At 63.3% G+C, this 18,748-nt stretch carries 16 protein-coding genes; 1 reads left to right on the top strand and 15 read right to left on the bottom strand.

Going from position 1 to position 18,748, the window contains the following annotated elements:
- Positions 1–1,064 precede the first annotated feature (1,064 nt).
- From AC06E9_RS17240 to dnaA, 15 genes are all read right to left on the bottom strand, one after another.
- The gene (locus AC06E9_RS17240) at positions 1,065–2,156 is read right to left on the bottom strand and encodes a PA0069 family radical SAM protein (RefSeq protein ID WP_121043751.1); all 1,092 of its coding nucleotides are present in this window, start codon (positions 2,154–2,156) and stop codon (positions 1,065–1,067) included.
- A 286-nt stretch (positions 2,157–2,442) separates the two neighbouring features.
- Positions 2,443–3,186, bottom strand: a complete 744-nt coding sequence (locus tag AC06E9_RS17235; RefSeq protein ID WP_121043748.1) for a pyridoxine 5'-phosphate synthase — start codon at positions 3,184–3,186, stop codon at positions 2,443–2,445.
- A 4-nt stretch (positions 3,187–3,190) separates the two neighbouring features.
- Positions 3,191–3,451 (bottom strand): hypothetical protein, encoded by a 261-nt coding sequence (locus tag AC06E9_RS17230; protein ID WP_070474188.1) that lies wholly within the window; start codon positions 3,449–3,451, stop codon positions 3,191–3,193.
- Between the two features lie 68 nt (positions 3,452–3,519).
- On the bottom strand, positions 3,520–4,980 hold the full coding sequence (gene cls, locus AC06E9_RS17225) for a cardiolipin synthase (RefSeq protein WP_121044021.1): 1,461 nt from the start codon (positions 4,978–4,980) through the stop codon (positions 3,520–3,522).
- A gap of 115 nt (positions 4,981–5,095) precedes the next feature.
- Positions 5,096–5,509 carry an ExbD/TolR family protein gene (locus AC06E9_RS17220; protein ID WP_046272258.1) on the bottom strand — a complete coding sequence of 138 codons (414 nt, stop codon included), beginning with the start codon at positions 5,507–5,509 and terminating at the stop codon, positions 5,096–5,098.
- Between the two features lie 3 nt (positions 5,510–5,512).
- The gene (locus tag AC06E9_RS17215; RefSeq protein ID WP_046272259.1) at positions 5,513–5,938 is read right to left on the bottom strand and encodes an ExbD/TolR family protein; all 426 of its coding nucleotides are present in this window, start codon (positions 5,936–5,938) and stop codon (positions 5,513–5,515) included.
- Positions 5,939–5,995: 57 nt separating this feature from the next.
- Positions 5,996–6,754 (bottom strand): TonB-system energizer ExbB, encoded by a 759-nt coding sequence (gene exbB, locus AC06E9_RS17210; protein ID WP_019184055.1) that lies wholly within the window; start codon positions 6,752–6,754, stop codon positions 5,996–5,998.
- An 86-nt stretch (positions 6,755–6,840) separates the two neighbouring features.
- Positions 6,841–7,509 (bottom strand): energy transducer TonB, encoded by a 669-nt coding sequence (locus tag AC06E9_RS17205; RefSeq protein ID WP_088435269.1) that lies wholly within the window; start codon positions 7,507–7,509, stop codon positions 6,841–6,843.
- 146 nt (positions 7,510–7,655) lie between these two features.
- Positions 7,656–8,852 carry a heme biosynthesis protein HemY gene (locus AC06E9_RS17200; protein WP_121043745.1) on the bottom strand — a complete coding sequence of 399 codons (1,197 nt, stop codon included), beginning with the start codon at positions 8,850–8,852 and terminating at the stop codon, positions 7,656–7,658.
- Between the two features lie 142 nt (positions 8,853–8,994).
- Positions 8,995–9,801 (bottom strand): M48 family metallopeptidase, encoded by an 807-nt coding sequence (locus AC06E9_RS17195; RefSeq protein ID WP_121043740.1) that lies wholly within the window; start codon positions 9,799–9,801, stop codon positions 8,995–8,997.
- Positions 9,802–9,874: 73 nt separating this feature from the next.
- Positions 9,875–10,726, bottom strand: a complete 852-nt coding sequence (locus AC06E9_RS17190; RefSeq protein WP_282260073.1) for a CPBP family intramembrane glutamic endopeptidase — start codon at positions 10,724–10,726, stop codon at positions 9,875–9,877.
- 73 nt (positions 10,727–10,799) lie between these two features.
- The gene (gene gyrB, locus AC06E9_RS17185) at positions 10,800–13,259 is read right to left on the bottom strand and encodes a DNA topoisomerase (ATP-hydrolyzing) subunit B (RefSeq protein WP_282263488.1); all 2,460 of its coding nucleotides are present in this window, start codon (positions 13,257–13,259) and stop codon (positions 10,800–10,802) included.
- Between the two features lie 113 nt (positions 13,260–13,372).
- Positions 13,373–14,470 (bottom strand): DNA replication/repair protein RecF, encoded by a 1,098-nt coding sequence (recF, locus tag AC06E9_RS17180; protein ID WP_121043731.1) that lies wholly within the window; start codon positions 14,468–14,470, stop codon positions 13,373–13,375.
- Between the two features lie 1,167 nt (positions 14,471–15,637).
- Positions 15,638–16,738: a DNA polymerase III subunit beta gene (gene dnaN, locus AC06E9_RS17175; protein WP_121043728.1), complete on the bottom strand. Its 1,101-nt coding sequence runs from the start codon at positions 16,736–16,738 to the stop codon at positions 15,638–15,640.
- 276 nt (positions 16,739–17,014) lie between these two features.
- The gene (gene dnaA, locus AC06E9_RS17170) at positions 17,015–18,349 is read right to left on the bottom strand and encodes a chromosomal replication initiator protein DnaA (protein WP_046272260.1); all 1,335 of its coding nucleotides are present in this window, start codon (positions 18,347–18,349) and stop codon (positions 17,015–17,017) included.
- A gap of 253 nt (positions 18,350–18,602) precedes the next feature.
- On the opposite strand from dnaA, the gene rpmH reads away from it, so the two are divergent.
- Positions 18,603–18,743, top strand: coding sequence for a 50S ribosomal protein L34 (rpmH, locus tag AC06E9_RS17165; RefSeq protein WP_006404565.1), 141 nt, complete (start codon positions 18,603–18,605; stop codon positions 18,741–18,743).
- The last annotated feature ends 5 nt before the right edge of the window (positions 18,744–18,748 follow it).

Below are 18,748 nucleotides of genomic sequence, written 5' to 3'. Positions count from 1 at the left end.
CCATTATAGCCGCCAATCTTCGGAGCAATAAGTACCATGTCCCGCCAAACTCCAACCCTTCAAACTTGAATAAATCCTCGGGCATTTCATTCACGCTTTTATACTGGAGCGTATTGCGTATTCTACCTAAGTGATGCATGTTTGCTTTTCGACGTGCCTCGACCAGGACGGGCCTATTTAGATTAAAGTGATTGATGGTTATGCTACCGCGCCGAGAGGCACCTTGGAGATCACCTTCCAATCCAATCCAGATATGCCTTTGGAAGTCCCGATCTTCGCATGGATCAAGCAATAGAGGAGATTCTCGTGGAGGGTACGAATCCGGAGGCCAAAGGCCGTTGTCTTGCTCCGAGTACCTGAAAAATAAGTCGTGATGCGGAACCTCCGCACGACCGCCATTCACCGGAAAGTACGCTGCTTCCGAGGGGCGACAGGAGCCGCATACTGCGTAGAAATTCTGCCAAGCCAGTTCCAGCCAGCAATAATATAGGTGGGCGTACTCGGATTTCTTGTATGGCTGTGCTTCTCCGATGGGACGGAACTGATAGTATTCCGTCTGACCAGCGGACTCACAGAAGGCGCAGCGACCGTTGAATAGCCTTTCGAGCGACTGTTGCATTCCTCCCTGCGTGAAGTTCAAAGAGCCTGTGGGCGGACTCGACTGGGCACGACGTTCGTCGCGCTGCTCCATGAAGTCACAGAGCGTCTTGCGCAGCAGTTTTGGAACACTTCCGAGAAGAGTCTGGGGGGGCGGCTCCGTACCGCGGTCAACGTACTGCATTCGCTCATCTTCCTTAAAGTGCAGGCCCGTTCAGCCCGGCCGGATAATGCCTTCCTTCGTCTCCTCTACGCAATCCCCGCTAGGAGTCCGAAGGGCTGGCTGTTGTCAGTGCAACAGAGTGCTTATATGGTTTGCACGCAATTTAAACAAGAATCAATCATCAGGGACGTCATTTACAGCGCTCTCCAGAGTCACTTCCCCTAACCGCTAGACGAGTAGCACTTTTAATCGAGAAGGAATTTTCATTGTGCTGACAGCGGCAAGTCAGGCTTTGTCTTAAACCTCAGAACAACGAGCCCTGCGGTGACTCCGCCCGCGGCGGCAACGGGCGCAGGAAGCGGGTGCAGTCCAGCTTCGGCCAATGGCTGTGCTGCGCGTCGAAGCCCAGGCGCTTGCGGGCCAGCTTGAAACGGTTGGACAGCAGATCGGCGTAGACCCCTTCGCCGCGCATGCGCGTGCCGAACTGGCTGTTGTAATCCTTGCCACCGCGCAGCTGGTTGATGGTGCTCATCACGTGCGTGGCGCGGTCCGGATGGTGGGTGTCGAGCCAATCGCGGAACAGCGGCGCCACTTCCAGCGGCAGGCGCAGCAGCACGTAGCCGGCGGTGGTGGCACCGGCATCGTGTGCGGCCTCGAGCACAGCTTCCAGTTCGGCATCGTTGATCCACGGGATCACCGGCGCGACCATCACCCCGACCGGGATGCCGGCATCGCTCAGGCGACGCATCGCGCGCAGCCGTGCATGCGGGGCCGAGGCGCGCGGTTCCAGTTTGGCCGACAGGTGGGGGTCCAGCGAGGTCACCGAGAAGTGCACGCTGACCAGGTGCTTTTCGGCCAGCGGCGCAAGCAGGTCGATGTCGCGCTCGACCAGCGCATTCTTGGTGATCAACGAGAACGGGTGCTGGGTTTCCAGCATCACCTCGATCAGCTGGCGGGTGAGTTTGAGCTTGCGCTCGATCGGCTGGTAGGCGTCGGTATTGATGCCCAGCGCGATCGGCTGCGGCACGTAGCCGGGGCGCGAGAACTCCTTGCGCAGCAGCTGCGGCGCATTGGTCTTGGCGAACAGCTTGGTCTCGAAGTCCAGACCGGGCGAGAGATTGAGATAGGCGTGCGAGGGCCGGGCGAAGCAATAGGAGCACCCGTGCTCGCAGCCGCGGTACGGATTGACCGACTGGCTGAAGCCGACGTCCGGCGACTTGTTGCGGCTGATGATGCTGCGCGCGGTCTCGGCGCGCACTTCGGTACGCAGCCGCGGCGCGGCGAACTCCTCGCTCTCGTCCGGCGCCCAGCCGTCGTCCATCGCTTCGCTGACGGTGACCTCGAAGCGGCCCGCCAGGTGCGTGCGGGAGCCCCGGCCTTTGATCGCAATACCCATCGTCAAAGGCTATCGCCGGGACGTCTCAGGGAATGAGACGTTGTGGCATCGGAACGGCGGGGATGGGAGATATCCATGGTTAGTAGTATTACTAACCACAGAGGTGATTGGAAGTGAAACCCGCGCCGGATAAGGTTCGCCGGAGGTGGGGACCGATTTGATCCCCCAGATTATCCACAGGGTCAGGGTGCGTGCCTGGCGTGCCATGTCACCCGGCGGCTGAGCCGACCAGCGCTCGGCTCCTACCGGATGCGGGGTACCTTGCGCGGCAGGGATATGCGCCGCATCACAGCAGCCGCAGATACCCCTTCACCGTGGCATCCAGCCCGGCGTACAGCGCCTCGCTGATCAGGGCGTGGCCGATCGAGACTTCCAGCACGTCCGGCACCGCCTGCAGGAACGCCGCCAGGTTGTCCTGCGACAGGTCGTGCCCGGCGTTGACGCCCAGGCCGGCCGCCTGGGCGCGGCGCGCTGCATCGCCGAACAGCGCCAGCATGGCGGTGGCGTCGCCGGCGGCATGCGCCTCGGCGTAGGGGCCGGTGTAGAGCTCTACGCGGTCGGCACCGATGGCCGCGGCTTGGGCGATGTCGGGGTTGCCTGCGTCCACGAACAGGCTGATCCGGCAGCCGTACGTCTTCAACGCGGCGATCAGCGGGCGCAGGCGCTGCGCGTCGCGGCCAAAATCGAAGCCGTGGTCGGAGGTCAGTTGACCGTCGCCATCGGGTACCAGGGTGGCCTGGGCGGGACGGGTCTGCGCGCACAGCGGCAGCAGCCCGGGGTAGCCCTCGCGCGGGGGCGCGAACGGATTGCCTTCGATGTTGAATTCCACGCCACGCTCGGCCGTCAGCGCGGACAGCGCCAGCACGTCCTCGGCGCGGATGTGGCGGCGGTCCGGGCGCGGGTGCACGGTGATCCCATGCGCGCCGGCCTCCAGGCAGGCACGGGCGGCCTGCAGCACGTCCGGGTCGGTGCCACCGCGCGAGTTGCGCAGGACGGCGATCTTGTTCACGTTGACGCTGAGTTGGGTCATGGCACTACGAGGGGTCGGATTCACCCTGAGCGGCCGGGGTACGCGCCTGAAGGGCGAGCTCCCGCAGCCGACGGAGTTCGTTGGGATCGGTGATGGCCGCGCGGGTGGGCTGCACATCGCCGAAGCGGGCCACGTAGAGGCCGCGGACCCACGCCAGCAGGAACACCAGGGTGCCCAGCAGCGACAGCGCCATCAGCCCCATGTGGGGGGTCTTGAGCGCCATGCCGAAACAGGCCAGCGCGAACAGCAGAAACAGCCAGTACATGTCGTTCTCCCCGATTGACCGGGCCAGTGTAGCGCTGGCGCCGGGTGCGGTTCCACGGGGAGCAGTGGCTACAGCAGCGGCGAGGCCAGGCGGGCGAACGCCTCGGGCACACGGTGCCGCCACAGCGAACGCTGGCGGTCGTTGTAGACCGGTGAGGCGCTGCTGTATTCGGCGAGCAGGATCTCGGCCAGCGCGGCAACGCGGCCGGTATCGCTGATCATCATCGAGAGCTCGAAGTTGAGCCGGAAGCTGCGGTGATCGAAGTTGGCACTGCCAACGATGCACACGTCATCATCGGCGATGAAGGCCTTGGTATGCAGCATGCGCGGGCCATACTCGTAGATCTTGACCCCGGCCTGCAGCAGCTCGTCGAAGTAGGAGCGCGCGGCCTGGGTGACGAACCAGGAGTCGCTCATCTTGGGCACCAGCAGGCGCACGTCCAGGCCGCCGAGTGCGGCCGAGGTCAGTGCCATGCGCGCGGCTTCGCCGGGCACGAAGTAGGGCGTCACCAGCCAGACGCGCTCCTTGGCTTCGTGGATCGCCGCCACGTGCAGGCGGTGGATGGTCTCCCACGACGAATCCGGCCCGGAGACCAGCACCTGCGCATTGATGCTGCCCTCGCTGCGGCTGGGCATGGTCTCCGGCCACAACTGCGCGATGTTGAAGCGCGCCGGCTCCTGGCCCGTGGCGTAGATCCAATCCTCGATGAAGACCAGCTGCAGGCTGCGCACCACGTGGCCACGCAGGCGCATGTGCAGGTCGCGATACGCATCCGGGCGGACGCTCTCGTCTTCCTCATCGGTGATGTTGATGCCACCGGTGAACGCCTGCAGGCCATCGATGATGACCAGCTTGCGGTGCGTGCGCAGGTTCAACCACGGCCGCTTGAACGGCTTGAGCAGCTGCCGGGGATGGAACCACACCACTTCGGCACCGGCATCCTGCAGCGGCTGCAGGAAGCGCTTGCGGATGGAGGAGGAGCCGACCGCGTCGAGCAGCAGGCGCACCCGTACCCCCGCCGCGGCCCGCTCGGTCAGCGCATCGCGCAGCGCGGTGCCGGCGTGGTCCGGATTGAAGATGTAGTACTCCAGGTGCAGGTGATCCTGCGCCTTGGCCACGGCGGCCAGCAGCGCGCTGTAGGTGGCCGCACCGTCGACCAGCCACTCCACTTCGGTCGCCGAGCTTGGCGACAGACCGGTCGTGGCCTGGGCGATCTTGGCCAGCTCGGTACAGTCCGCATCTGGTGGACAGACGCTGCTGTAGTGCTCCATGCCCGAGCGCGAACGGCCACGGCGAAGGCGCTGCCGCTTCACCTTCTGCGGGCCGAGCAGGTAGTAGATGAAGAGCCCAAGGTAGGGCAGGGCGGCCAGCGACAGGATCCAGCTCAGCGTGGCGACCGGCTCGCGCTTCTGCAGCATGATCCAGCCGGTCAGCCACAGCAGATAGAGAATGTAGGCCGCCACCATCAGGGGGCGCAGGTGCGGGATGGCATCGAGCCAGTCCCCGAAGACGTCGAAGGTTGCAAGCATGGCCGGATGATAGCGGGCGGCGTGGCGCTGGCGCGTATCCACGGCCGGCGGCACAAAAAAAACGCCCCTGTTTCCAGGGGCGTTTTCCAGTCGCGTCATGACTGCGTATTGCGTATTACTGCTGTACGAAGCCGATCTTCTTCATCTGAGCATTCTTCGCGGCAGCCAACACCTTGGCCATCACGTCGTACTCGGAGTCCGGGCTGGCATCGATGCGCAGTTCCGGCTGGTTGGTCGGATCGCGCTGCACTTCCTGTTCCATACGCTGCTGCAGTTCGCCCACAGCCACGGGGCTGTTGTTCCACGACACCTGGTTGCTGGCGTCCACCTTCAGCTCGATCGGCGGCGGCGGTTCGACCGTCACCGGCGGTGGGTTGAGCACGCGCTGCGGCAGGTCAACGGCGATCGGGTACGTCATGATCGGCGCGGTGACGATGAAGATGATCAGCAGCACCAGCATCACGTCCACCAGGGGCGTGACGTTGATGTCGGCCATGGGGCCTTTGTTACCACCAGTACTGAACGCCATGGCTTACTGCCCCTTTACTTTGGTGGCGACGAAGCCCACGTCGAGCATGCCCTGTTCCTGCGCGACCTTCGTCATCTCATTGATGACGCGCATCTTGGTGGTGCGATCACCACGCAGGTTGAGGGGCGGCTGCGGGGTCTGCTGGGCGGCGGTCGCCAAGCGCGACTCAAGAGTCTGCTTGTCGATTTCCTCGTCGTTCCAGTAGATCGAGCCGTCTTCCTTGACTGCCAAGGTGATCGGGCTCGCCCGCTTTTCAGCGTCTTCCGGATTCTGCACCAGGTTGGCCTCAGGCAGATCCACCTTGACCTTGTGGGACATCAGGGGCGCCGTGATGATGAAGATGATCAGCAGCACCAGCATCACGTCCACGAGGGGCGTAACGTTGATGTCGGCCATGGGGCCGCCGCTGTTACCACTACTGAAAGCCATAACGGGCTCCGTCTAGATCGTGTTGACTACGTTCTCGCTGGGTGACGCGCGTCGCTATTAGCGAACGCGCGAACCGGTGGCGAAGAAGTCGTGCAGGTCGTGAGCGAACGTATCGAACTTGCTGATCGTGGCGCTGTTGATCTTGCTGAAGAAGTTGAAGGCGAACACGGCCGGGATAGCCACGAACAGACCGATGGCGGTCATGATCAGTGCTTCACCCACCGGGCCGGCAACGGCGTCGATCGAGGCGGAACCGGTGGCACCGATCTTGATCAGCGCGCCGTAGATGCCCCACACGGTACCCAGCAGACCCACGAACGGAGCGGTCGCGCCGACGGTGGCCAGCAGGGTCATGCCCGACTGCAGGTTGTTGCTTTCGCGGGTCACGGCCTGACGCAGGGCGCGATCGACGAACTCCGAACGGCTCAGGTTTTCACCCAGGCCACCCGAGGTGCCGCCTTCCGAACGCTGGTGGTGCGCAGCAGCCTGTGCAGCGTCCAGAGCGATCTTGGAGAAGGGCTCCGAAGCCGGCTGTTCTTCCATCGCACGGATGGCGTCCTGGGCGTTCGGGGTATCCCAGAACAGGCTCACGACCTTGTCGGCAGCAGCCTTCAGACGGGTGGCGCGGAAGATGTTGATGACGGTCCAGTACCAGGACATGGCCGACATGATGATCAGGGTCAGCAGCACGACCCAGGAGACGGCGAAGTCACCCGGCTGGGTGGTCATCTCGTGGATCAGGTGCTCGAAGCCCATCTGCGACAGGGCGTTGGAGTTGCCCCCGGCAGCAGCGGCGATGAAAAGTTCCTGCAGCATGACGCTTACCTTTGTTGTGTGTGGTGATAAAGGGTATTGCTAGAAATAACCGCTAGGGTCGGTGGCCGGCGGGCCACCGGCCACTATCAGTTCAGCGCAAAGTTGACCGGGACGCGAACGCGACCTGCGACCTTCTTCCCGCCCGATTCCGCGGAACGGAAGCTCCACTTGCGAGCTGCGTCCATGGCGGCGCGATCGAGGTCACGGTTACGGCTGGACTTCTCGACCGACACATTGGTGACGTTGCCATTGGCATCGACGTCAATGATCAGGATGACTTCACCCTGGATACCAGCACGGAACGCGGCCGGCGGGTAACGCGGGGGGTTCATGTTCTTCGACGAGATGTCGACGCTTGCCTCAATGGTGCTCGGCGGCTGCGGCGGCGACGGCGGCGAAGGCGGCGTGACGATGTCGGTCGGACGCGGGTCCGGGATATCGACCACAGGAGCCTGCGGCGGCGGCGGAACCGGGGACGGCTTCGGCGGCGACAGGTTCTTGACCGGCGGCGGCGGGGTGTCATCCGGCGGCGGCGGCGGCGGCGGCGGTGGTGGCGGCGGCGGAGCGTCGACCAGGGTCACCATGATGTTGCGTTCTTTCTCCGCGACGGCCTTGGGAGCCACGGCGGGGATCAGAAGCATCATGAAGGCGGCGAGATGCAGTGCGATTACAAAAGCGATACCCACGATACGCGGCCAGGAGAGGCCGGTGTCATCGCGTTGTTCGTACCTGTGAACGACTAGTTGTTCCGTCATGCGCCAAGAGCTCATTAGTGGGGCCGGGATACCCGGGGACAGGTAGCCCATGATCAGCGGTGCATGACACCGCAGGAACCTCCAAGCTTATACCAATCCTGAGCGCCTGCGCATCACTTATGCAGGCGTTCAGGCGTTATTCCTACTTACTTCAGGTTGATGATTTTCTTGGCATCCGCCTGGTTCTTCACACCCTTCGCCAGCGCTTGCTGGGCGGCCTGCTTGGCCTCCGGAATGCGACCTTCCGAATGCAGCACGCGTGCCAGATTCAGGTAGGTCTCGCCGTCCTTGGAAAGCGGGGCAGCCTTCTGCCACGCCTCGATCGCCTTGTCCGTCTGCTGCGGGTCGGAGTAGTAGTACGCCTGGGCCAATGCCAGGTATACCTGATAATCCGGCTTCAGGATGTTTTTCTGCAGGCCATCATTGATAACGGCAATGACGTCCTTTTCTTTGTTCTCGCTGTTGGCGTAGATCGAGTACAGCTGCTTGTACTCGCGCTCGTCGGTCAGCTGGCCGGCAGCGTACAGCTTGGCCATGACAGCGCCGGCCTGGTCCATCTGGTCGGCCTGCATGTACATGCTGGCCAGATTCAACTGCACCTTCTTGTCGTTCGGGTTCTTGGCGGCCAGCGCTTCGGCCTGCTTGACCGCTTCACCGGTCTGGCCGGCTTCGGCCATGGCAGCCATCAGCAGCTGGTTCCAGTTGTCCTTCGGCTCGGGCGAGCCGGCGATGGCCTGCTGCAGCACCGGGATGGCCTCGGCATAGCGCTCGGCCTGGTACAGCGCCTGGCCCTTGGCGATCAGCTCTTCGGGCTTGTTCGACTTGGTCTCGGCGAAGTACTTGTCCAGCGTGGCCAGGCCTTCGTTGATCTGATCGTCCTGCAGCTGCAGCTGCCCGAGCATCAGCATCGACTGATAGTGGCCGTTGTTGTCCAGGCCGCCGAGCTGCAGCGCCTGCTCGAGGTACTTCTTGGCCGAGGCGACGTCGTCCAGCTGGTAGGCCGCCTGCGAGGCGAGCTGCGCGGCGAGCGACTTGTCGTAGGTGTTGGCGGCCGGGTTCGCCAGGATTTCGTCAGCCTGCGCGCGCGTCTCCGGGAACTTCTGGTCGTTGTAGCTGTCAATCATTTTCTGCAGCTTCGGGCCGACCTTGGCCGAGGACTTCTGCTCCGGCTCCTGGCGGGTCGCGTTCGGGTAGAGCACTTCGGCCTTGGCCTGCTTCTGCCCACCCCGCGCGCCACGCTCCGCCGAGCGGGCCTGGGCGAAGGCATCGGTGATCATGGCGCCACTTACAGCGGTCGCGATGAGGACGGAAAGGACGGCTTGCTTGTGGTTGCTGAAAATCATCTTTCACCTCGATCGAACCGCCGCAGCGGCATCAAAACGGACTGTCAGAAAAATCTGAGCCGCCAAACGTATCAGAAACTGATGGCGTGAGAAATCGTTTCCGATGCTGCAATACAGCATCTTTGGGCCATCTCCGGGCGCGTCAACCGCACTTCGGCCTGCGCCCGGCCGCCTGGGCTTGTTGGTATACACCACTCAGGGACGGCGCGTCTCGCTGAAGTTCGCGGATACGGTTGGCCGGATCGGGGTGAGTGGACAGCCATTGGGGCGAGCGACCACCACTGGCGGCCATCATGTTCTGCCACAGATCCACTGCCTGGGCGGGGTTGAAACCGGCCTCGGCCATCAGCCGCTGGCCGACGATATCGGCTTCGCTTTCCTGGGTCCGCGAGCCGGGCAGCAGGAACGCGGCCTGCGCACCGGCGCCGCCAAGCTGGCTGACGGTACTGGCCGCGCCCTCACCGTACGCGGCGCCCGCCAGCGCGCCCAGAACCGACAAGCCGGTCTGCGCCCCCATCTGGCGGGTGATGCGTTCTTCGTGGTGGCGGGAGATGACGTGCCCGATCTCGTGGCCGATCACAGCGGCCAGCTGATCCTGGTTCCTGGCGACCGTGAAGATGCCGGTATTGACCCCAACTTTGCCGCCGGGCAGGGCGAACGCGTTGGGCTCCTTGTCGACCATCAACGCCGTCTCCCACCGTACGCCACGGTACTGAGGCGGCAACTGGGCGACCAGCGCATTGACCACGCACTGCACGTACGCGGTCTGCTTCGGGTCCTTGCTGAGGGTTCCCTTGGACTTGGTCTCGGTGAACGCCTGCGCGCCCAGCTGGTCCAGCTCGGCCTGCGAAACACCGCCGACCATCTGGCGGCGGCCGGTAGGTGAGGTCGTGGTGGCGCATGCGCTCACCAGCATGGCGATGGCAATTCCCAACAGCACTGGTTTCATGTGCGATCCCCCCGTGTTCATGTGCGCAGTGTGGAACGCGGCGACGTAAATTTTCGTCAAGCCGCGTGATCGATCAATGGATGCCCAGGAACATCAGCGCGACCAGGGCGATGCCGTTGTTCAAGCCATGCGCGGCGATCGGCGCCCACAAGGTTCCGGTGCGTTGGTAGAGCCAGGCGAAGGCCGCACCCATGCCGCCATAGACGAGCCATAGCTGGGCGATTTCCCACGGGCCATTGGCACTGGTGCCGGGGATTTCATGTACCAGAGCGAAGGCCAGGCTGCTCAGCACGATGCCCAACACCGGGCGACCGGCCTGCCACAGGCGACCGAACAGGACACGGCGGAACAACAGCTCTTCATAGGCCGGCGCGAGCACGACGGCAAACAGGGCAAGGAACCAGGGGAAACGCGTGATTGCCTGTTCCATCAGCGCCAGATTGGTCGGCACCGGTTCGATGCCCCCCTGCTTGGCCAACCATGCGATCAGATTGCTGCCGATGATCACACCGGTGGCCACCAGCAATGTCCACCCCCATGTCGAGGGGCGACGTGCCGCCTGGAAGGACAGCGCACGTTCGGCGGGCGTGGCCCGGCGACGGAAGAAATACAGCACCAGCGCGGCACCACCGGTAGCAACGAGCGCCATCAGGATCTGGGCGAGCGCCCCGGGTTGGCCCAGCTGCTGGGCAAGACCGGCAACGGCCGAAGCATCCGCACCGTCACGTGCGGCCTGGTAGCCAACGATCGCACCGCGGTACAGCCCCCAGACCAAGCCGCTGATCAGGCTCAGCGACAGCAGCACCAGCACGCCAATGCCCAGGTCGATGAAGAAGCCCGCGAGCGGGGAACCCGGCTTGCGCGGCGATGACGGGACGGCAGGGGGTAGCGGAGGCGTCATGGACGCCGGGGGGGTAGCGGACATCGGATTCCTGGCATCGGGGGGCGATGGCCGGCCAGGGTGCAGGTCGCACCCGGCCGGCCCGTCCCCGATTGTGTCAGATATCCAGGTTGGCGACCTTCAGGGCGTTGTCTTCGATGAAGTCGCGGCGCGGCTCGACCACGTCGCCCATCAGGGTGCTGAAGATCTGGTCGGCCGCCACGGCATCCTCGATCCGCACCTGGAGCAGGCGACGGGTGTCGGGATTGACCGTGGTGTCCCAGAGCTGCTCGGGATTCATTTCACCCAGACCCTTGAATCGCTGGATCTGGCGGCCCTTCTTGGCTTCGTCCAGCAGCCAGTTGCGTGCTTCGGCGAAGCTGGCCACCTCGGCCGACTTCGCACCACGGCTGATCTTCGCACCGGCACGGACCAGGCCGTGCAGCAGGAGGGAAGACTGGTGCAGGGCACGCAGTTCACCGGTTTCAAACGCACCCAGCGGCAGCACCTGGATCAGCTGTTCGCCCATATGGCGACGCGTGACCAGCACCGCGGCCGGACGCTCCTCGGTGGGTTCCTGCAGTTCCAGCGTGTAGCGCGGCGAACCCAGGCTGCCCTGGTTGAGGCGGGTCGCCAGTGCGGCGAGGCCTTCGTCGGCGCCGGCCTTGCGCAGGTGCTCCAGATCCATCGGGGTGAAATCGATCAGTGCTTCGAGCACCTGGCGATCATAGCGATGGCCGTTGCGCGCAATGGTTTCCTGCGCTGACGCATAGGAGAGCAACAGCTTCTCCAGCGCGACGCCTTCGATGCCCGGCTCGCTTTCGGCCGGGATCAACGACGCGTTCTCCACCGCACTACTGGCCAGGTACGCGTCCAGCGCCGGGTCGTCCTTCAGGTACAGCTCCTGCTTGCCCTGCTTGATCTTGTACAGCGGCGGCAGGCCGATGTAGATGTGGCCACGCTCGATCAGTTCCGGCATCTGACGGTAGAAAAAGGTCAACAGCAGCGTACGGATGTGCGCGCCGTCGACGTCGGCATCGGTCATGATGATGATGCGGTGGTAGCGCAGCTTGTCCGGGTTGTACTCGTCCCGGCCGATGCCGGTGCCCAGCGCGGTGATCAGCGTACCGACCTGATCCGAGGCGAGCATGCGGTCGAAGCGGGCACGTTCCACGTTGAGGATCTTGCCGCGCAGCGGCAGCACCGCCTGGTTCTTGCGGTTGCGGCCCTGCTTGGCCGAGCCACCTGCCGAGTCACCCTCGACGATGAACAGCTCGGACAGCGCCGGATCCTTTTCCTGGCAGTCGGCCAGCTTGCCCGGCAGGCCGGCGATATCCAGCGCCCCCTTGCGGCGGGTCAGATCGCGCGCCTTGCGCGCCGCTTCACGTGCACGCGCCGCGTCCACGATCTTACCGGCGATCGCCTTGGCTTCGTTCGGGTTTTCCTGCAGGAATTCTTCCAGGCGCTGGCCGAAGGCACTTTCCACCGCCGGGCGCACATCCGAACTGACCAGCTTTTCCTTGGTCTGGCTGGAGAAGCTCGGGTCCGGCACCTTCACCGACAGCACCGCGATCATGCCTTCGCGCATGTCATCGCCGGTCAGGTTGATCTTGGCCTGCTTGGCGATGCCGTTCTGCTCGATGTAGTTGTTGAGCACACGGGTCAGCGCGCCGCGGAAGCCGGCCAGATGGGTACCGCCGTCCTTCTGCGGAATGTTGTTGGTGAAGCAGTACATCGTTTCCTGGTAGGAATCGGTCCACTGCAGCGCCACGTCCACCACGATGCCGTTGGATTCGCCGGTAACCGAGATCACGTTCGGGTGCAGCGGCGTCTTCAACTGCGCCAGATGCTCCACGAAGCTGCGGATGCCGCCTTCGTAATGGAAGTCGTCGCGGCGGCCATCGCCGCGCTCGTCGACCAGCACGATCTTGACGCCGGAATTGAGGAAGGACAGCTCGCGCAGGCGGCGGGCCAGGATGTCGTAGTGGAACTCCACGTTGTCGTGGAACGCCTTCACCGAGGGCCAGAAGCGCAGGGTAGTGCCGCGCTTGGTGCTGGCTTCGACCTGCTTGAGCGAGTTGACCGCAGCACCGTCAGCGAATTCCTGCTGGTAGTGGAAGCCGCCCTGGTAGATATCCAGCAGCAGCTTCTGCGACAGCGCGTTGACCACGCTGACACCCACGCCGTGCAGACCACCGGACACCTTGTAGCTGTTGTCATCGAACTTGCCGCCGGCATGCAGCACCGTCATCACGACTTCGGCTGCAGAGACTTCGCGATCGAGCTTCTTGCTCATCTGCTCGTGCTTGCCGGTGGGAATGCCGCGCCCGTTGTCCGACACCGAAACCGAGCCATCGGCGTGGATCATGACCGAGACATTGTCGGCGTGGCCGGCCAAGGCTTCGTCGATGGAGTTGTCGACGACCTCGAACACCATGTGGTGCAGACCGGTGCCGTCATGGACGTCGCCGATGTACATACCAGGACGCTTGCGGACAGCCTCGAGGCCTTCCAGGGCGGTGATGCTGTTGGCGTCGTAGTTGCCGCTATTTGCGGGGATGTTCTGTTCTTCAGTCATTGCGCTTGCCGTAGGCTCCGCAGGTCGGGCCGCCGCGGTGAGGCGGGGCGCCGAGTAATAAGGGGTTGCAACAGCAATTATACCAGCCGGGCACCGTGACCCCTGGGGGACCACTATGGCACAGCCAGGACCTGTCCATGTTCCACGTGGAACCGGGTGATATCTGTCGCGTCGACCAGCGCCGCCGGTACCTCGGTGGCGGTGATGAATATCTGCGCCGGGCCGGCCTTGAGCCGTTCCAGCACCCGCGCCTGGTGATGGCGATCCAGCTCTGACGAAAGATCGTCCAGCGCGATCACCGGCCATTCGCCGCGCTGCTCAGCATAGTCCTCGGCCTGCGCCAACAGGCAGGTGAGGGCGGTCAGTTTGGCCTGGCCGCGCGAAAGTGCATCCCGACCCGGGATGGTCTCGAATCCGACGCTCCAGTCGGCCCGATGCGGGCCGACCGAGGTATAGCCGGCCATCCGGTCACGTTCCCGTGCCAGCAGCAGCGCGTCGGAGAGCGATACCTCCTGCTTGCGCCACCCTGGGCTCAAACTCAGCGACTGGATCCCCAGATTGGGCGCCAGTACGGTGGCCAGTTCCACGGTCCGTTCCTGCAGCCGTTCGAGGTAGTGCTGACGGCGGGTGGTCAGCGGCTCACCTGCCTCGGCGAGCTCCCGGTCCCACGCATCCAGCGCGTGGGGGTGTCCACCCTGCTTGAGCAGGGCATTGCGCTGTTTGAGGGCCCGCGAGTACCGGCGCCACAGACCCATGAAGTCTGGTTCCACGTGGAACAAACCCCAATCGAGGAACCGCCGACGGGGCTCACCACCGCCACTCACCAGCGCGTGGCTGCCTGGCTCGAAGGTGACGACCGCCAGTGCGGCGCACAGCGTGCCCAGCTGAGCGACATCTTCCCCGTCCAGTCGGCCTTTCCATTCCTGGCCGCTGTGGCGAAGCCCGGCCTTGCGACGGGTCGGGGTATCGGCACCATCGCGCTGCTCATCCCATTCCACGAACACATCCAACGCCTCCCGGCCCTGGCGTACCAAGCCATCCCGGACACGGCCGCGAAAACTGCGTCCATACGCCATGACGTGCAGCGCCTCCAGGACACTGGTCTTGCCGGCGCCATTGTCACCGGTGATCAGGTTGATGCCCGGTTGTGGTGCCAGTTCGACGGTATCGAAGCGACGGACCTGGTGCAGGGACAAACGGCGGATGCGCATGCGGACGATCAACGCCGCACGGGGCGGCAGACGGGTAGGGGGAATCGATCAGCTTACTGCATTGCCCGGGTTCCACGTGGCCGGATGCGCCGCGCGCCACGGGTGGGTACCTGACCCGTCGCCGAGCGCGGAAGGAGCCGATCGGTCTGTCCCGGTGTTCAGCGCGGTGGCGGCTCGGTCTGCCATGCGTCCATTTCGGGTGGCGCCAACGGTCATTGGGACAGACAAGCGCGATGTCGGCCGCCGACGTCAGCGCCGCGGCCAGGACCGCCACGTGAAACCTCCGTTTACCGCCGCATGGCCCGCCGGAGGAGGCTGAATTTCTTCAAATCTGCGACCTACGCAGCACTGAGGTGCTGCAGATTTCAACGAATTTGCACCGTTTTTTGCCCGCCTTGCGAGCCAGGACGCGGCCAGCGCCCTGTTTTTTTTGAAATCTGGAGGTGAGGTCGAATCGACCCAACGCAGGAGCCCAAGCGACTCGCGCAGACCCAAACGAGACTGTCCACACCCGCTCTGTATGGCTTATGCACAGCCTATGGGCAATCTGTGGATAAAAAAGGCCTCTTGCACCACCGCGAAAGATATCCACAGGATCACCCCCAGGCTTAGACCCTGTTTTACCGGGGGTTTCGAGCCTATATTTCTCTTTAAAAGCAAACACTTAACCTACTTTTCAACCAAATCTGGCCCTACCACCACCACCAAGCTTTAGATTTATATACAGTTTTTAAAAGCATAGAGCTGTGATCCAGCGGTCTGAAAGCCGAGTGCAACAGCGCTTCGGAGCAGACGAGCAATTTGCGCAGTTCGCTCGGTTGACCCAGGCAGAATCGACAAGCGCGACAGCAGTCGATCGCCATTTTTCGCTGACCCCGTCTGGTGCCGCACCGAAGGAGCGGGAGCCGAACGTAGTCACCCTCTCGTCGGATGGAAGGCTTGAAGGCTCGTTGCCAACGTGTCGGTTTTGCTACTTGGCGTCCGTCCACGTGAGTTGGGCTGCCTCGGCAAACGGTCAGACCAACAGTACGGCGACGGCGAAAGCCCAAGCCCAAGCCCCCAGACAAATGCTCCACGTGGAACATCGTTTTCCCGCCCAAAAAGAAACCCGGCAATGCCGGGCTTCTCAGAACCACTCGGTTCCACGTGGAACCTGCGCGTTTCAGGTCACAGGCGCAGCGGCATCACGACGTGACGGGACTTCTCGCTGCTGGCCTCACGGACGAGCGCAGAGGAGTTCGAATCGCGCAGCTGGATGACGACGTGCTCGTCGCGGAGTGCGGACAACGCGTCCAGCAGGTAGTTCACGTTGAAGCCGATGGCCAGATCGCTGACCGTGGTATCGGCCTCGATCTCTTCCTGGGCTTCTTCCTGCTCCGGGTTGTGCGCGCTGATCTTCAGGTTGCCCGGCGAGACTTCCACGCGGATGCCGCGGTACTTCTCGTTGGACAGAATCGCAGCGCGCTGCAGCGAGGCACGCAGGGCTTCGCGATCAACCTTCACTTCACGATCGGCACCGATCGGAATCACAGCCTCGTAATCCGGGAACCGGCCGTCGATCAGCTTCGAGGTGAAGGTCACGTCATCGCGTTTGACGCGAACGTGGCTGCGGCCGACTTCCAGCTCGATCTCACGATCGCCGCTTTCCAGCAGACGCTGCAGCTCGGTCACGCCCTTGCGCGGCACGATGATCTGACGCTTGGCGCCGCTGGCTTTTTCCAGCTCGGTTTCGCACAGCGCCAGGCGGTGACCGTCGGTCGCCACGGTACGCAGGGCATCGCCACGCAGGTCGAACAGCAGGCCGTTGAGGTAGTAGCGCACGTCCTGCTGGGCCATCGCGAACGCGGTGCGTTCGATCAGTTCCTTCAGGGTCGCTTCGCCGATGGCCACGCGTTCGGTTGCTTCGACCTCGTCGACAGACGGGAAGTCGTTGGCCGGCAACGTTGCCAGGGTGAAGCGGCTGCGCCCGGCCTGGACGGTGATCTTGTCACCGGCCTGCGAGACCGTGATCCGGCTGCCGTCGGGCAGGGCGCGGATGATCTCGAACAGCTTGCGGGCGGGGATGGTGGTCTCGCCGTCCTGGGCATCTTCCACCGCGATCCGCGACACCATTTCCACTTCCAAGTCCGTACCGGTCAGCGAGAGCTGTCCGTTCTGGACCTGAACCAGGAAATTAGCCAGAACCGGCAGGGTCTGGCGGCGTTCGACCACGTTGACGACTTGTGCCAACGGCTTGAGAAAGGCTTCGCGCTGCAGTGTGAAACGCATGTGGTTCCGTGCCCCTATGCTTTAAAAAAATGTGGAATAAATCAAAAGCTTGGTGGTGCTGGTAGGGCCAGAATCGCGGGAAAACACGACTAAGCCTTTGTAAACAATAGGGTTTTTGACCGCGAAACCCTCTGCATTACTAGCCCCCAAGGGGTGGGGAAAGGTGTGGATAACTTTACCGTCGAATCCGCCGGCTTTTTTATCCACAACCTATACCTCGCTTACTACCGGATTCTGCACCGTTTTATGCGATGACGCCTTAGCGGCGTACATGCATCATTCGCTCAACTTCCGGATCAGCTTGTCCCAGTCTTCCCGCAACTTGCCGTCCGCTTCCATCAACGTCCGGATCTGCCGGCAGGCATGCAGCACCGTGGTGTGGTCCCGGCCGGCAAAGGCGTCGCCGATTTCCGGCAGGCTGTGCTCGGTCAGTTCCTTGGTCAGGGCCATGGCGACCTGACGGGGACGGGCCAGCGACCGGGTCCGACGCTTGGACAGCAGATCCTTGATCTGCAGCCCGTAGTAGTCGGCCACGGTTTTCTGGATGTTGGGAATGCTGATCGCCTGCTGCTGGGCGCGAAGCAGGTCGCGCAGGGTTTCCTGGGCGAAATCAGTGGTGATCGCACGGCCGGTGAAGTTGGCGCGTGCGGCCAGGGTATTCAACGCACCTTCGAGGTCGCGGACATTGGAGCGCATCTTCTTGGCAATCAGAAACGCCACATCGTCGGGGATATCGGTGCCACGCTCGCGGGCCTTGGCCAGCACGATCGCTGCACGCGTCTCGAAGTCCGGCGGCTCGATCGCCACGGACAGGCCCCAGGCCAGGCGCGACTTCAGCCGTGCTTCCAGGCCCTCGACTTCGCGCGGGTACCGGTCGCAGGTCAGGATGATCTGCTGCTTGCCGTCGAACAGGGCGTTGAACGTATGGAAGAACTCTTCCTGGGTACGGTCCTTGCCGGCGAAGAACTGGATGTCATCGATCAGCAGCGCGTCGACCTGCTGGAACTGGCGCTTGAACTGGTCCATGGTTTTTTCCTGCAGCGCACGGATCATCGCGCTGAAGAACTGTTCCGAACGCAGGTACAGCACCTTGGCCGCCGGGTTGGCCTGACGCATCGCATTGCCGGCCGCGAACATCAGGTGGGTCTTGCCCAGGCCGGTCCCGCCGTACAGCAGCAAGGGGTTGTGGGCGCGGTCGCCCGGCTTCTGCGCCGCCTGGAACGCCGCGGCCAGCCCCAGCTGGTTGCTGCGGCCTTCCACGAAGTTGGCGAAGGTGTAGTGCGAATCCATGTTGCCGGCGAACGGCACCAGGGGTTCGGCCGGCGCCGCCGGTGCGGACAGGCCCGGAATCGGCGCGATCTGCGCCTCTACCGGACGCGGACGCGAGCCGATTTCAAGAAAAACGTCGCCGAAACCGGCGAAGTGCGCCAGCAGCTCCTTGATGCGCGGCAGATACAGCTCGCGCACCTGGTCGACGATGAAGGCGTTTGGCGCATAAAGCACCAGGCTGTCCGCGCGCAGATCTGCCTGCAGCGGCTTCAACCAGGTGTGAACATCCTCGGGCGGAAACTCCGCTTCGAGGCGTTCGAGAGAACGAGACCAGGCATCCATCGGCAATAATCGTCTGGGGCCAGCGGATAGGCGAACAAAAGCGCCGCACCGCAGGCCGGAAGGGGGGAAGAATGGATGGCGCAGACTACCACCGACGAGGGGGGCCGGGAATGGTTGTCCCAAAGTTATTCACAAAACGATCCACAGCTATTGCACAGCCCGGTGAATTCCCGTAGTGACAGACACTTGACGGGACCTCGATGAGGTCTATAGAATTTCCGGTTCTTTCCGTCCCCTTCATATAGAGGCCCGCATGGCCACCAAGCGCACTTTCCAACCCAGCAACCTCAAGCGTAAGCGCGACCATGGCTTCCGTGCCCGTATGAAGACCGCTGACGGCCGCAAGATCCTGTCGCGTCGCCGCGCCAAGGGCCGTAAAGTCCTGAGCGCTTGATTGCA

The organism is Stenotrophomonas sp. Steno-Z10-BAI, assembly GCF_056393115.1.
This window is presented reverse-complemented; position numbering and strand designations above follow the sequence as displayed.

What these genes read in the sequence shown, in the direction of transcription:
- AC06E9_RS17200 (WP_121043745.1), bottom strand. Translation starts at nt 8,852, where the DNA reads ATGATTTTCAGCAACCACAAGCAAGCCGTCCTTTCCGTCCTCATCGCG.
- recF (WP_121043731.1), bottom strand. Translation starts at nt 14,470, where the DNA reads ATGCGCATCCGCCGTTTGTCCCTGCACCAGGTCCGTCGCTTCGATACC.
- AC06E9_RS17205 (WP_088435269.1), bottom strand. Translation starts at nt 7,509, where the DNA reads ATGACGGAACAACTAGTCGTTCACAGGTACGAACAACGCGATGACACC.
- AC06E9_RS17240 (WP_121043751.1), bottom strand. Translation starts at nt 2,156, where the DNA reads ATGGGTATTGCGATCAAAGGCCGGGGCTCCCGCACGCACCTGGCGGGC.
- AC06E9_RS17190 (WP_282260073.1), bottom strand. Translation starts at nt 10,726, where the DNA reads ATGTCCGCTACCCCCCCGGCGTCCATGACGCCTCCGCTACCCCCTGCC.
- AC06E9_RS17235 (WP_121043748.1), bottom strand. Translation starts at nt 3,186, where the DNA reads ATGACCCAACTCAGCGTCAACGTGAACAAGATCGCCGTCCTGCGCAAC.
- dnaA (WP_046272260.1), bottom strand. Translation starts at nt 18,349, where the DNA reads ATGGATGCCTGGTCTCGTTCTCTCGAACGCCTCGAAGCGGAGTTTCCG.
- AC06E9_RS17195 (WP_121043740.1), bottom strand. Translation starts at nt 9,801, where the DNA reads ATGAAACCAGTGCTGTTGGGAATTGCCATCGCCATGCTGGTGAGCGCA.
- AC06E9_RS17215 (WP_046272259.1), bottom strand. Translation starts at nt 5,938, where the DNA reads ATGGCTTTCAGTAGTGGTAACAGCGGCGGCCCCATGGCCGACATCAAC.
- dnaN (WP_121043728.1), bottom strand. Translation starts at nt 16,738, where the DNA reads ATGCGTTTCACACTGCAGCGCGAAGCCTTTCTCAAGCCGTTGGCACAA.
- gyrB (WP_282263488.1), bottom strand. Translation starts at nt 13,259, where the DNA reads ATGACTGAAGAACAGAACATCCCCGCAAATAGCGGCAACTACGACGCC.
- AC06E9_RS17220 (WP_046272258.1), bottom strand. Translation starts at nt 5,509, where the DNA reads ATGGCGTTCAGTACTGGTGGTAACAAAGGCCCCATGGCCGACATCAAC.
- rpmH (WP_006404565.1), top strand. Translation starts at nt 18,603, where the DNA reads ATGGCCACCAAGCGCACTTTCCAACCCAGCAACCTCAAGCGTAAGCGC.
- cls (WP_121044021.1), bottom strand. Translation starts at nt 4,980, where the DNA reads ATGCTTGCAACCTTCGACGTCTTCGGGGACTGGCTCGATGCCATCCCG.
- exbB (WP_019184055.1), bottom strand. Translation starts at nt 6,754, where the DNA reads ATGCTGCAGGAACTTTTCATCGCCGCTGCTGCCGGGGGCAACTCCAAC.
- AC06E9_RS17230 (WP_070474188.1), bottom strand. Translation starts at nt 3,451, where the DNA reads ATGTACTGGCTGTTTCTGCTGTTCGCGCTGGCCTGTTTCGGCATGGCG.